We start from the raw sequence: 12,553 nt of genomic DNA, 5'->3' as shown, positions 1-12,553 counted from the left end.
GTCGTCACTGGCCGCGGTCGCTCCACTTGACGTCGTAGGGGGTGAGCTCGAACGCCTTGCCGTCGACGGTGACGGACAGGGCGGTCGCCGAGGTGTTCACCATGAGCATCTGCCCGCCGACGGCGAGCACCTGGACCCGAGGGTCGGAGACGGTCAGGTCGACCAGCTGCGCGCCGGCGGGGAACCAGCGGGTGAAGCCGCTGAGCAGTCCGGCCATGGGCATCTCGTCGCCCGCGTCGGGCGTCCACAGGCATCCGGGGCAGTCGTCGCCCGCCTTGCGCTGCGGGTTCCAGTACAGGGCGCTGGCCACGCCGCTCCTGGCGAACTCCATCATGGCGACGGCCTGCACGGCGGAGCGGTGCTGCTCGTCCCAGTCGATGTTGTCCGGGGCGATGTACCACTCGGCCCACCAGACCGGGAGGTCGCCGCTGCGCTGCCGCAGCCACGTGGTGACGGCGGAGAACTTCTTGAGCGCGGTGAACTCGTCGGGGACGAGCCCGCGGTCGTTGGTGGCCGAGGAGCCGTCGACGACGATGAAGTCGGCGCCCTTCTTGTGCTTGAGCCAGTAGTCGATGCTCGCGAGGTTCCTGCGGTCGACGGCGCCCCAGGGACCTCGCAGTGCGGAGGCGTTGGCGCTGGAGACGTGGCTGTCGACGGGGATGTACGGACCGCCTACCTGGATCTTGGGGTTGACGGCCTTCAGCGCGTCGTAGACCTGGTTGTACAGGTCGGTGTAGGCCTCGACGTCCCAGTCGTTGTGCGCGTCGTCCCAGAAGCCCTTGAACTCGTTCCACACCATGTAGTGGGTCACGGTGGGGTAGCGCTTGGCGACGGTGGCGGCGAGCGCGGCGTAGTCGCCGAAGTGGTCGCGCATGGGAGCGACCTCGATCTTGCCCCAGTTGGTGCGGCCCTCGGAGCCGCCCTTCATCCAGTCGGGGGCGCAGCACAGCGTCAGCACGGGCTGGGCCTTGGTGGCGGCGAGGAGTTTCACGCGGCGGTCCAGGTCGCGGAAGTCGTACTTGCCGGGGGCGGGCTCGGGGTTGCCCGCGCCCCAGCCCATGATGTGCTGGTTCTGCAGCATGGGGACGCGGGCGAACAGGTCGTCCACCTTGGCGCGGACCGACGCGCTCTCGTTGTCGGCGCTGTACTGGGTGTGGGTGACGCCCCAGCGCGGCCAGCTGTCCACGACGGGCGGCTGCTCGAGAGTGGGCGGCGGCTCGGGAGTGGCCATGATGGTCGCCGCGACGCCGTCGGACCGTTCCCCGCCCCGCTGCGCGGCTATGGCCAGGAGCGCGACAACAGCGGCGAGGGCGAGGATGCCGGCCGCGATGGCGATGGGGCCCCGCGGGACGTAACGACGCCGAGCATGCCGGCCACTGTTCTCCAACACTCCGTCACCGTATCCGTCTCCGCTTGCAGGACCCTTGAATGCTCCCACTGCCCGGACCTCGGCGTGTGCAGTCCAGGGCCGCACCCACAGGTCGCCCGCTCACCAGGAGACTCGCCCATAACCCTAATAACGCCGCAAGTCGGTCCAGGAGCGCCTTACCAAGAATCAATGATCGTAAGGTGTCAACTGCTTCATGAAAGGGGTATAAAAGCCGCGACCGAGGATTTGAGGGGGCACAGTGGCCCAGGCATGGCTGCCCGTCGCCAGTCGAATTCCCGCTCTCGAGGACTCCGGGCCGATGGCCGGAGGAGCTCCCCGGGTGGTCTGGTTCATTTGGCGGACCGACCCCCAAAGGGTGTCGGCCAAGTCGGTGGCCCAGCGGCTCGTCCAGCTCTCCCGCCCCGCCCACCTGGTGTGGAATCCCGTCACCGGGCAGATCGTCCAATCGCTGTCGCCGACCAGGGCGGCGTGCGGCCTGCCGGGCCATCTCAACCGGCAGGGCCGCGCGTGCGTCCAGATCCGCGTGCTCGGCTCGGTGGAGGAGCCCTTCACCGAAAGCAAGATGGACGGCCTGGACGACATCCTCGGGTGGCTCGACTCCTGGGGGGTGCCCCGCCGATGGCCGGCCGGCCCTCCCCTTCCCTACCCCCTGTCGATCGCGGCGCAAGGCAGCATGCGGGTGTGGGCCAAAGGAGGTCACTTCGGCGCCTCCCAGGTGCCCGGCGCCTCCGAGGGGGACCCCGGGGCGATCGACGTGCAGCGCATCGTCGGCGAGCAAGCGGTGAGCCTGGAGGTTCCGCGACCGCGCCCGGGCATCGAGAACGGCTCCGCCCCGAACGGCCGCAGGGCGGACCCGGAGCGCTACCACCATTCACGAATCACACCGTGATACGATCTTTATCGCCCTATTACATGGCAGGCACCAAGCTGGGAAGAAGGCGTAGGCGCCGTCTCAACGCCACAGGGAACACCCCAGTAGGAGCCCATGCGCATAACCGTCGTCCACCCTAGGGAGCTCGGTCCCTCCGAGACGGCCCGCTGGCGGGCCCTGCAGACCGATGACCCCGCACTCGACAACCCCTTCCTCTCACCCGAGTTCACCCTCGAGACCGGCCGGGTGCGTGAGCAGGCGCGCGTGGCCGTCCTGAGCGACGGCGCCGACATCGTGGGCTTCTTCCCCTTCGAGCGCCACCAGCTCGGCATCGGCATGCCGGTGGGCGCCGGGCTCACCGACGCCCAGGGCATGGTCCACGCCAAGGACATCGAGTTCGACCCGCACGAGCTGATGAAGGCCTGCGGGCTCGCGGTCTTCGAGTTCGACCACCTGCTGGCCGGCCAGCCGCTGGTGCCCGCCAAGCACACCCGTCACCCCTCTCCGGTCATCGACCTGTCCGACGGCTACCCGGCCTACGTCGAGACGCTGAAGCGGGTGTCCGGCAAGACCTACAAGTCCACCGCGTACAAGACGCGCAAGCTCCAGCGCGACTTCGGCGAGTTCCGCCATGACTTCGGCCTGACCGACGAGGCCGTGCTGCACACGCTGCTCGGCTGGAAGACCGACCAGTACCGCCGCACCGGCCGCACCGACCGGTTCGCCCGGCCGTGGATCGTGCGCCTGGTGGAGAGCCTGCTCCAGATCGACACCGAGCACTTCGGCGGGCAGCTCGACATGATCTACGTCGACGGACGCCCCGTGGCCGGGCACTTCGGGCTGCGCACCAAGACGACGCTCGCCGGCTGGTTCCCCGCCTACGACCCGGCCTACGCCAAGTACTCCCCCGGGCTGATCCACCACCTGGCGATGGCCGAGCGCGCCGCCGAGACCGGCATCCGCCTCATCGACATGGGCCGCGGCGACAAGGAGTACAAGGAGAAGCTGAAGACCGGGGAACTGTGGGTCACCGAGGGCCGCATCGCCCGGCCGACCGCGGGGGCCGGAATGCACTGGCTCGTCCGCGTGCCCGTCCGGAAGGCCCGTGGAACGGTCCTCGCCAACTCGGTGCTCCGCGAGACCGCCGACCTGGCCCTGAAGACCTACGGTAAGATCCGCACCAGCATCGCCTCGTAACGGCGCCCATCCAGCCGGGTAACAGGCGCGCATAACCTGGTCACCAATTCGCTCCCATGCGCTACCTTCCATCTCTGGCCGTCCCGAGCCCGGCATCACCTGGCGGCGGAAAGAGGGAGCATTGAGTCCCGAGAGACATCTCGCGGCCCGCACGGGGCGCGAGACCGTGTATCTGCCGTCCAACCGGCTCGGCCTGTACCTCGCCCTGCGGCACTGGTGCACGCCGGGGCAGCGCATCCTGATGTCCCCGATCTCGGCCGACGAGATCCTGTTCCTGGTGCTCGCCGCCGGGCTCATCCCGGTCATCGCGCCGATCTCGATCCTCGACGGCAACATCGAGATGGCCCGGGTGCTGCTGGGCGCCGTCGACGCGGTGCTCACCACCAACCTGTACGGCCTGCCCGACAACGTGCTCGGGATGAGCGGCCTGCTGGTCATCGAGGACGTCGCCCACGCCGCGGAGACCTCGGTGGACGGCCGGCCGCTGGGCACGTTCGGGGTGGCGGGGGTCTTCAGCCTGTCCAAACACGCCGGAGCCGGGTCAGGAGGGGTCCTCGCGGTGGACGGCCTCGCCGACCGCCGGGCGCTGGAGCGCGAGCGCGACCTGCTGCTCCAGCCGGGCGCCCTGCGCAGAGACCTTCTCGGCGTCGCCACCTCCGCCTCGCGTCGCCTTGCCCTGCGCCTGGACATGGCGCGTCCCGCCATGCGGCTGGCCCGCGTGCTCGGGCTGCAGGAGCCGCGCGAGGGCTACCGCATCGCCCTTCGGCCGGACCAGTTGGACGCGGCGCTGGCGCGAGGGCCCGGCCTGCCGGCGCTCGACGCCTGGGTGCGCGCCGACCTGCACGACTACCGCAGCTCCCGCGGCGCCGTCGCCCGGTGGTACCAGGGCCGCAGGCTCGCGCGCCTGCCCAGAGAGCGGGCGGCGCGGCTGGCGGGCGTCGCCATGCTGGCCGAGCTGCCGACCGTGGCGGGAGCGGTGCGCCACCAGGTCGACCAGCCGCTGTTCCGCGTCCCGCTGCTCGTCGCCGACCGCGACGGGGCGGTGGCAGCGCTCGCGCGCCGTGGCGTGCCGACCGGCTACCTGTACGACCCGCCGTACGACGACTACGCGAAGGGCTTCGTCGAACCGTCACCGGACGGCGAGGCGGCCCGCTGGTGGGCCCGCCACGTGCTGCCGGTCGACCCGCTGTACGCCGAGCGCGCGCTGCCGGTCGTCGGGTCGCTGCAGCCGGCGCCGCACCCGCCGGGTGACCGCCTGCTGTCGCAGGCCGCCTGACCGCCTTCAGCGGCGGGCCAGCAGGCCGGCGATGACGGCGCAGCCCTCGCGAACGCCGGCCAGGGACGCCGAACCGTATCCGATGACCAGTCCGTGGTGGCGCACCGGGCCGTGGTGGTGCCGTGCCGTGCTGTCCAGCAGCACGCCGCGCCCGGCCGCCGCGGCGACCAGCGGGCCGGCCTGCCCGGCCGCAAGGCGGAGGAAGACGTGCAGGCCCGCGGAGTCGCCGCTCACCCTGTCACCGAGCATCTCCACGATGGCGGCGCGGCGGCGGGCGTACGTCAGGCGCGCCCGCCGCAGGTGGCGGTCCAGGTCCCCGCGCTCGATCAGCACCGAGACGGCCTCCTGGACCGGGCCGGAGGTCCGGTCCGCCAGCGCCACGCGCAGGCGGGCGATGACGGCGAGCAGGGCCGGGGTGGCCACCAGCCAGCCGATGCCCACGTCCGGCGCGAGCGACTTCGACAGCGTGCCGAGCAGGACCACCCGTCCGGGGTCCAGTCCGTAGAGCGCGGGGAGCGGCGCCACGTCGTAGCGGAACTCGGCGTCGTAGTCGTCCTCGACCACGGTGGCGCCGGTGCGGCGGGCCCAGGCGAGCAGCCGCTCCCTGCGCGGGATGGGCAGCCGGCCGCCGAGCGGGTACTGGTGCGCGGGGGTGGTGTACAGCAGGCGCAGGTCGCCGGGCAGCCCGGCGGACAGCACGCCCTGATCGTCCACCGGGCAGGGGACGATGCGCCCGCCGCGGGCGGCGATGATGTTGCGCGCCTTGCCGTATCCGGGCTCCTCCACCCCCGCCGGGTCCCCGGGGCGCAGCAGCGCGGCGGCGAGCAGGTCGAGCCCGTGGCCGGTGCCCCGGGTGACCATCACGTTCTCCGGTCCCACCGGGACGCCCCGCGCCCTGCGCAGGTGGCCGGCCAGCAGTTCCCGCAGGCGGGGCTGACCGTAGGGGTCGATGACGTCGCCGGGCGGCCGGTCCGCGGCTCCGCGCCACGCCCGGCGCCAGGCGGCCCGGTCGTAGTCGAGCACCCACGGCCGGCCCGGTCGCAGGTCGATCACTCCCGCGCCCGGATGCGGCGGCTCCTCCGAGGCGGGCGCCGCGCTCTGCTCGTGGCGCCCCATGCCCGCGTGGCCCGCGTGGCCCGTGCGGCCGTTCTGACGGGCGTGGCCGGCCAGGTCGGCCACGTAGGTGCCGGAGCCGTGCCTGCCTTCCAGCCATCCCTCGGCGTAGAGCTGCTGGAACGCCTCTGTGACGACCGTGCGGCTCACCCCCAGCAGCCGCGCGAGGGCCCGGCTGGAGGGAAGGCGCTCGCCCGCCCGCAGCGCGCCCGCGCGCATGCCCGCCCGTAGCTGGTCGCCGAGCTGCACCGTGAGCGGGACGGGCGCCTCCCGGTCGAGGGTGAGGGGAAGGTCGACGTGCGCGGGCAAGTGGTCTCCTCGAATGGGGCGACAGTGGACCTATGGCGCCGGTCCACTTCTCCATACGGTAACGGCATGCTGTCCTCGACTCCTCGCACCGCCCTCAGGCGCGGCAGCGCCCGCGCCCGCACCGACCGCTCCGAGCTGTACGCCGTCCTCGACGCCGGGCTGATCTGCCACGTGGGCGTGGTGGTGGACGGGTCGCCCATGGTGGTCCCGACCGGGTACGGCCGCATCGGCGACACCCTCTACCTGCACGGCTCGACCGGTTCGGCCTCGCTGCGCGCGGGTGGCGAGATCTGCGTGACCGTCACCCACCTGGACGGCATCGTGCTCGCGCGCTCGGCCTTCCACCACTCGGTGAACTACCGCTCGGCGATGATCTACGGCACCCCCCGGACCGTCGAGGATCCGCAGGAGCGGCTGGCGGGGCTGCGCGCGATCACCGAGAACCTGGCGCCCGGCCAGTGGGAGGCCACGCGGCCGCCGGACCGCAAGGAGCTGGCGGCGACCGCGGTGGTGGCGCTGTCTCTCGCGGAGGCGTCGGTGAAGGTGCGCCAGGGACCGCCCAAGGACGACGAGGAGGACTACGCGCTGCCGGTGTGGGCCGGAGTGCTGCCGTTGCGGGTGACCTGGGGAGCTCCCGAGCCCGACCCGGCGCTCCCGCCGGGGACGCCGGTGCCCGCCCACATCACCGGCAGGGGGATGCCGGACGCCACGGTGTGACCTCGCGGAACGGCCGCGGACCGGCATGCCGCGCATCCTGAAAACGCTGACAATGGCGTCGACAATATAGCAAATATCTATTTAAACATCACGGATCAACCACGCCGCCATTAGGCTTCGTTCTCGCGTCATGGGTGGGGGCCCGGCCATATAAGGAGACCGCATGGACGGCCAGAGCGGGGCGTGGCGAGTCCCCGGATATACCGAGATCCGCGACCTCGGAAGCGGCGGGTCGGGACGTGTCGTGATGGCACGTTACGACGCGGACCAGACCTACGTCGCGATCAAATATCTGTCCGACGAGCTTTGCGCTGATCCGGGGTTCGTCGTCCGCTTCCGGCACGAGGCGCGGCTGCTGGAGTTGATGGACAGCCCGCACGCCGCCCGGTTCTACGAGTACATCGAGCATCCCGGCGGCGCCGCCATCGTCATGGAGCTGGTGAACGGCGTCTCGCTGCGCGCGATGCTGCGCTCGGAGGGCCCGACCGGCGCCGAGGCGGCGCTCGTGCTGCTCAAGGGGGCGCTGCTCGGCCTGGCGGCCGCGCACGCCAGCGGGGTCGTCCACCGCGACTTCAAGCCCGAGAACGTCGTCATCGAAGGCGGCGGCGACAGCAAGCTCATCGACTTCGGCATCGCCGTGCGCTCCGGCGACGGGGTCAGCGGCGCCGGCACGCCCCCGTACATGGCGCCCGAGCAGTGGGCCGGCGCCCCCGCCGGCCCGAGCACCGACGTGTACGCCGCGACCATCGTGTTCTTCGAGTGCCTCACCGGCACCCGGCCGTTCCAGTCGCGCAACATGGCGGCCCTGGCCCGGCAGCACCAGTCGATGCCTCCGCCGGTCGAGCAGGTGCCCGCGCCGCTGCGCGGGCTCATCGAGCGCGGCATGGCCAAGCGCGCCGCCGAACGGCCCGCCACCGCGGAGGCGTTCCTGGCCGAGCTCGAGGACGTCGCCCTCCAGGCGTACGGGCCCGATTGGGAGGACAAGGGCCGCCGCCGCCTGGCCGCGCTGGCCGGCCTGCTCGCCCTGCTGTTCCCGCTGGCGGACGAGATGCCAGGCGCCAGCACCTCCCTCGGGGAGACCGAGTTCGGCGGCGCCCGCCGGGGCCTGAGCAAGCTCAGCGTGAAGATCGCGGTGGGCGCCGTGGGCCTGGCGGTCGTCGCGGCGGTCGGCGCCGTCCTGGTCGGTTCACTGGGCGACAGCACCCTGCAGGCGCAGACGACGACCACCACGCCGTCGGCCGTGCCCGACACCGCGTCCGGCTCGCCCGAACCCGCCATCGCCGAGTCGCCCACAGAAGCGCCCTCCGAGGAGCCGACGAAGCAGGAGAGCCCGACGGCCGAGCCGACGGCCGACCCGCCCGGGAACACCGCGGCCGCGGTGCCGTCGGCCGCCGCCCGGCCCACCGCCACCAAGACCTCGGCCAAGCCGACGCCGAAGCCCTCGCCCAAGAAGCCGCCGAAGACCCTCAAGCCCTCCCCTTCGCCGACGAAGTCCGGCGACCCCGACCCCTCCGACCCCAAGGTCGACGACACGCTGCCCTCCGGCAAGCCGAAGCCCACTCCGACGCCAAGGCCCACCCAGCAGAATCCGCCCTCGCCGTCGCCCGAGCCCACGCGCACCGTGCCCTCTCCCACTCCCACTCCCACTCCGAGGGGGGAGGGCGACACTCCGGCCCCCGACACGACCCCGCAGAGGGGGCCGGCGGGTCTGCTGGCGCTCGGCCTGGTGACGACCGGGGCGGTTCCCGCCACACTGGTCCTCAGACAGCGCATGGCGGGACGGCACCGGAGGCGGCGGTAGATGCCAGATGGCGAGAGCATCGCGGGGTATCGGCTGACGGGCCGTTCCCGCGCCGGTGAGACCGGCACCTGGACCGACGCGCTGGCGCCCGACGGCGGCCGCGGTGGCGTGCTCTGGATCGACCCGGGGGCCCTGGTGGACCCCGGAGCCCGCGAACGGGTGGTCGCCGAGGTGACCGCCGACCGGCGCCTGACGCGGGGCGGCGTCACGGGCCTGATGCCGATCGCCGATCTGGTGGCCGCCCGGGGGCAGGTGTGGCTGCTCACCGCACGCCCGGGCACGCCGTCGCTGGCCGAGCTGATGGCGGGGCCGTTCACGGCCCCGGCGCCGGACGCCGGCAGCGCGGCCACCATCCTGGTCGAGTCGGCGCAGACACTGCTGGCCGTGCACGCGGCGGGCCTGGTCCACGGCGCCCTGCACGCGGGCACGGTGGTGATCACCGATGAGGGCACGGCGCTGCTCGCCGAGCGCGGCCTGGCGCCGGCGCTGCGCGGCCGGCCCGCCACCGTCGAGCGCGACCTTTCCGCCTGGGCTTCCCTGGCGCGCGGGCTCGCGGCGGCGTGGGCGGCGGACGACCCGGACGCCGCGCGGCTGTTCGACCGGGCGGCGGCGACCGCGACCACCCACGGACTGGGCGCCGCGCGGGACGCGCTGGTCAACGGGCGCGACCTGCTGCCCTCCGGGTTCGCCACCCGCGAACGGCTCGTGCGGACGATCCAGTGGTGGTCGGCGGGCGCGGTCCCCACCCAGCGGCCGCCGCAGGCGCCGCAGGGCGTGGACACCGGCGAGATCGTCACCCTGCTGTACTCGCCGGGCACGGGCGAGCCGCCGGTACGCACCCCGCCCACGGGGCAGGCGCCTCCCGCCGCCACCACGCCCGCGGGAGGCGGGGAGATGCGGTTCGGCCCCGGGGTGCCGGTGGACACGACGGCCGCGCAGATCTGGCGGGCGGGGCGCGAGCAGCACACCGTCCCCGCCAAGGAACGGCTGGGAGGCCCTCCGGCCCGGCGGCGCCGCCGGGGTGGCATCCTCGGTTCCGGTCTGCTGTTCGCGCTGATCCTGCTGGCCGCGGCCTTCCTGTGGTTCCAGCGCGGCGCGCCGCTGTCGGTGACGGCGGTCGACGTCCGCCAGCCGAAGGCCGCCGGGTGCGACACCACCGTGAACGTGACCGGGGTGCTCACCACCAACGGGTCGGCCGGCAAGGTCTCCTACGAATGGGTGCTGACCAAGCAGAAGGCGATCAGGCACACCGACACCGTTCCGTCCGGCCGGTCCAGGCACGAGGTCACCCTCGAATGGGACGTGAGCGGCCGCGGGACGCGGAAACTCACGGCGCGGCTCCGCGTGCTGTCGCCGATCGGCGACTCGGGCGCCCGGTTGGAAGACGCCGCGACGTTCACCTATAAATGCTGACGAGTAGCTCGCTCGCCAAATGCGCGTAAAAACGGGGATGTCACTATTCTGACGACATGACGCAGACCCCCGCCGGCTGGTACCCGGACCCATACGGATCTCCCCAACTTCGGTGGTGGGATGGCACGCAATGGACCGATGCCACCCATCCCCTGGAGTCCTCCTCGGGCCAGGCCCCGGTGACGTCAGGTCAGTGGAGCCGGCCGGAGGGCACGCCCCCGGCGGGCGCCGGGTCCCAGCAGGGCCCAGAGACCCCCAAGGACGCGCCGCCGCAGGCGGGGACCGGGCCCCAGCAGGCGCTGGGGCAGCCGTCCCAGCCCGGCGCGGGACAGCAGTCTCAGCCGGGCACCGGCCCGTACGCCCAGCCCGGCGGAACGGGGCCGCACCCGCAGCAGGGCACGGGTCCGCAGCCGGGCATGGGGCCTTACCCACAGCCGGGCACAGGGCCCTATCCGCAGCAGGGCGCTCCGTCACCGGGCCCGGGCGGGCAGCAGGGCACCGGAGCGCATCAGCAGCCCGGCCAGTTCGCCCCTCCCGGCGGCCACCAGCAGTACGGCGGGCCGACGGACCAGTTCGGCCGGCCTGCGGGCGCCTACGGCCAGCAGGGCGGGCCGTACGGGCAGCCCGGCCCGTACGGCGCTCCCGGAGCCCAGCAGCAGTGGGGCGTCCCCGGCGGCACGGCGCAGCTCCCGGTGCCGGAGTTCGGCCCGCAGGGGCCTCCGCCGCGGAAGAAGAGCCCCCTGCCGTGGGTGCTGGGCGGCGGCGCCGTCGTGATCCTCGTGGTCGTGGCCCTGGTGCTCGGCCTCACCTTCGCCAACCGAGGCTCCACCCCGTCGGCGGCCGAGACGCCGCTGCCGAGCGAGACGGCCGCGCCTCCGGACCCGCAGATCACCCCGCCGCTGGACACCCCGACCCCAGAGCCGAGCATCACGGACTTCCCGGCCGAGCTGCCCCAGCCCGAGGGCGACACGATCAACGATCCCCGCGCGGGCCTGTCGTACGCCTACGGCGGCGACGCCGGGTGGGCGGTGCCGCCGTGGGCGATTCTGAACGGCAACGGGCGTCCCGACCCGCGTTTCCCGCTGTGGACCAGCGGCTACCAGGGCCTCTCACAGAAGAACTACGACGGCCAGGACCACGACTGGGTGGGGACGATCACGGCGTGCCGGCTGCCTGAGATCATCGAGTACACCGGGCCGCAGGACCTGCGCAAGGCGGCCGGCGCCTTCCTCCAGAACTACGAGAAGATCTTCTACAGCCCTCCGCACAAGCGCAAGATCCTCAAGGACGAGAGCGTCGAGGTGAGCGGCAAGAAGGCCTGGCTGCTGCGCTTCGAGATGGACTTCACCGCGGAGTCCAAGAAGGCGGGCTGGAAGTTCAAGAAGGAGCAGGGCATGTTCGTCGTGGTCGACCAGGCAGGGAAGCGACCTTCCGTCCTTTACGTCTCCATACCCGACAATCTGGACACTAAGCTGATCAATCGCGTACTGGACTCTCTCAAGGCTCCGTGACCGGGCACTACGCTGAGCATTATGAGTGACCTGTTGGTCTGGATCGACTGTGAGATGACCGGGCTCGATCTGGGCCGTGACGCGCTGGTGGAGGTCGCGTGCGTCGTGACCGACGGCGAGCTGAACCAGCTCGACGAGGGCATCGACGTCGTCATCAAGCCTCCGCAGGAGTCGCTGGAGCAGATGTCGGAGGTCGTGCGCCAGATGCACACCTCCTCCGGCCTGCTCAGCGCCCTCGCGGACGGCGTGACGCTCGCCGAGGCCGAGTCGATGGTGCTCGAGTACATCCGGCGGCACGTGCAGGAGCCGAAGAAGGCGCCGCTGTGCGGCAACTCCATCTCCACCGACCGCTCGTTCATCGCCCGCGACATGCCGGCCGTCGACGCCTACCTGCACTACCGCATGGTGGACGTCTCCTCGGTGAAGGAACTGGTCCGTCGCTGGTACCCACGGGTCTACTTCGCCTCTCCGGCCAAGCAGGGCGGCCACCGCGCGCTGGCCGACATCACCGAGAGCGTGCGTGAGATGCGTTACTACCGCGCCGCCGTCTTCGTGCCGCAGCCCGGCCCCGACACCGCCACCGCACGTGAGGTGGCCGAGGCCATAACCGGATCTTGACCCGGGGCGGCACCAGAACCTCCCAAAGACCGCTACACTTTTCCTGTGCCGCGGCGATGCCCGCGAACATGGTGGGTGTAGCTCAGTTGGCAGAGCGCCAGGTTGTGGTCCTGGATGTCGTGGGTTCAAGTCCCATCACTCACCCCAGCGGTCGATGGCCGGTCCCTCGCGGGCCGGCCATCGCGCTTTTGTGTCTCCGTGCGCTTTCGAGGAAAGTGAGCTTTTCTCGGACTGGCTGCCCCCCAAAGCCCGCGAGAGCGGGCTATGCTCGCAAAAACCGCTACACCGCCAGCGCGGGGGGCTCGGCGATCAGACAATGATTCGTGCCACGGAGGCC

10 protein-coding genes and 1 tRNA gene are annotated in these 12,553 nt (G+C 72.2%); 9 read left to right on the top strand and 2 right to left on the bottom strand.

The window, feature by feature from the left end; genetic code table 11:
* Positions 1 to 4: 4 nt before the first annotated feature.
* Entirely contained in the window at positions 5 to 1,390 is a 1,386-nt protein-coding gene (locus ACFO60_RS10935; protein WP_380839761.1) for a GH39 family glycosyl hydrolase, read from the bottom strand.
* Between the two features lie 319 nt (positions 1,391 to 1,709).
* On the opposite strand from ACFO60_RS10935, the gene ACFO60_RS10930 reads away from it, so the two are divergent.
* The 3 genes from ACFO60_RS10930 (at position 1,710) to ACFO60_RS10920 (ending at position 4,734) form a co-directional block, all read left to right on the top strand.
* The gene (locus ACFO60_RS10930; protein WP_380839759.1) at positions 1,710 to 2,279 is read left to right on the top strand and encodes a hypothetical protein; all 570 of its coding nucleotides are present in this window, start codon (positions 1,710 to 1,712) and stop codon (positions 2,277 to 2,279) included.
* A 96-nt stretch (positions 2,280 to 2,375) separates the two neighbouring features.
* A complete protein-coding gene (locus ACFO60_RS10925; protein ID WP_380839758.1) occupies positions 2,376 to 3,458 on the top strand; it encodes a GNAT family N-acetyltransferase in 1,083 nt (360 codons plus the stop codon).
* 121 nt (positions 3,459 to 3,579) lie between these two features.
* A complete protein-coding gene (locus ACFO60_RS10920; RefSeq protein WP_380839755.1) occupies positions 3,580 to 4,734 on the top strand; it encodes a DegT/DnrJ/EryC1/StrS family aminotransferase in 1,155 nt (384 codons plus the stop codon).
* A 6-nt stretch (positions 4,735 to 4,740) separates the two neighbouring features.
* Here ACFO60_RS10920 and pdxR read toward each other — a convergent pair whose 3' ends face one another.
* A complete protein-coding gene (pdxR, locus tag ACFO60_RS10915; RefSeq protein WP_380839752.1) occupies positions 4,741 to 6,156 on the bottom strand; it encodes a MocR-like pyridoxine biosynthesis transcription factor PdxR in 1,416 nt (471 codons plus the stop codon).
* Between the two features lie 66 nt (positions 6,157 to 6,222).
* On the opposite strand from pdxR, the gene ACFO60_RS10910 reads away from it, so the two are divergent.
* The 6 genes from ACFO60_RS10910 (at position 6,223) to ACFO60_RS10885 (ending at position 12,363) form a co-directional block, all read left to right on the top strand.
* On the top strand, positions 6,223 to 6,873 hold the full coding sequence (locus tag ACFO60_RS10910) for a pyridoxamine 5'-phosphate oxidase family protein (protein ID WP_380839750.1): 651 nt from the start codon (positions 6,223 to 6,225) through the stop codon (positions 6,871 to 6,873).
* A 163-nt stretch (positions 6,874 to 7,036) separates the two neighbouring features.
* On the top strand, positions 7,037 to 8,674 hold the full coding sequence (locus tag ACFO60_RS10905) for a serine/threonine-protein kinase (protein ID WP_380839747.1): 1,638 nt from the start codon (positions 7,037 to 7,039) through the stop codon (positions 8,672 to 8,674).
* The gene (locus ACFO60_RS10900) at positions 8,675 to 10,087 is read left to right on the top strand and encodes a protein kinase family protein (protein WP_380839745.1); all 1,413 of its coding nucleotides are present in this window, start codon (positions 8,675 to 8,677) and stop codon (positions 10,085 to 10,087) included.
* A gap of 56 nt (positions 10,088 to 10,143) precedes the next feature.
* The gene (locus ACFO60_RS10895; protein WP_380839742.1) at positions 10,144 to 11,598 is read left to right on the top strand and encodes a DUF2510 domain-containing protein; all 1,455 of its coding nucleotides are present in this window, start codon (positions 10,144 to 10,146) and stop codon (positions 11,596 to 11,598) included.
* A 21-nt stretch (positions 11,599 to 11,619) separates the two neighbouring features.
* The gene (orn, locus tag ACFO60_RS10890; RefSeq protein ID WP_380839740.1) at positions 11,620 to 12,216 is read left to right on the top strand and encodes an oligoribonuclease; all 597 of its coding nucleotides are present in this window, start codon (positions 11,620 to 11,622) and stop codon (positions 12,214 to 12,216) included.
* A gap of 71 nt (positions 12,217 to 12,287) precedes the next feature.
* A tRNA-His gene (locus ACFO60_RS10885) sits at positions 12,288 to 12,363 on the top strand.
* The last annotated feature ends 190 nt before the right edge of the window (positions 12,364 to 12,553 follow it).

This window comes from Sphaerisporangium dianthi, from assembly GCF_042654065.1.
Lineage (GTDB): Bacteria > Actinomycetota > Actinomycetes > Streptosporangiales > Streptosporangiaceae > Sphaerisporangium > Sphaerisporangium dianthi.
The sequence above is the reverse complement of the archived record's forward strand: the minus strand, read 5'-3'. Positions and strand labels throughout refer to the sequence as shown.

Bases quoted from the DNA above. Each gene is read 5' to 3' on its own strand.
- ACFO60_RS10895 (WP_380839742.1), top strand. From the start codon at position 10,144: ATGACGCAGACCCCCGCCGGCTGGTACCCGGACCCATACGGATCTCCC.
- ACFO60_RS10925 (WP_380839758.1), top strand. From the start codon at position 2,376: ATGCGCATAACCGTCGTCCACCCTAGGGAGCTCGGTCCCTCCGAGACG.
- ACFO60_RS10910 (WP_380839750.1), top strand. From the start codon at position 6,223: ATGCTGTCCTCGACTCCTCGCACCGCCCTCAGGCGCGGCAGCGCCCGC.
- orn (WP_380839740.1), top strand. From the start codon at position 11,620: ATGAGTGACCTGTTGGTCTGGATCGACTGTGAGATGACCGGGCTCGAT.
- ACFO60_RS10905 (WP_380839747.1), top strand. From the start codon at position 7,037: ATGGACGGCCAGAGCGGGGCGTGGCGAGTCCCCGGATATACCGAGATC.
- ACFO60_RS10900 (WP_380839745.1), top strand. From the start codon at position 8,675: ATGCCAGATGGCGAGAGCATCGCGGGGTATCGGCTGACGGGCCGTTCC.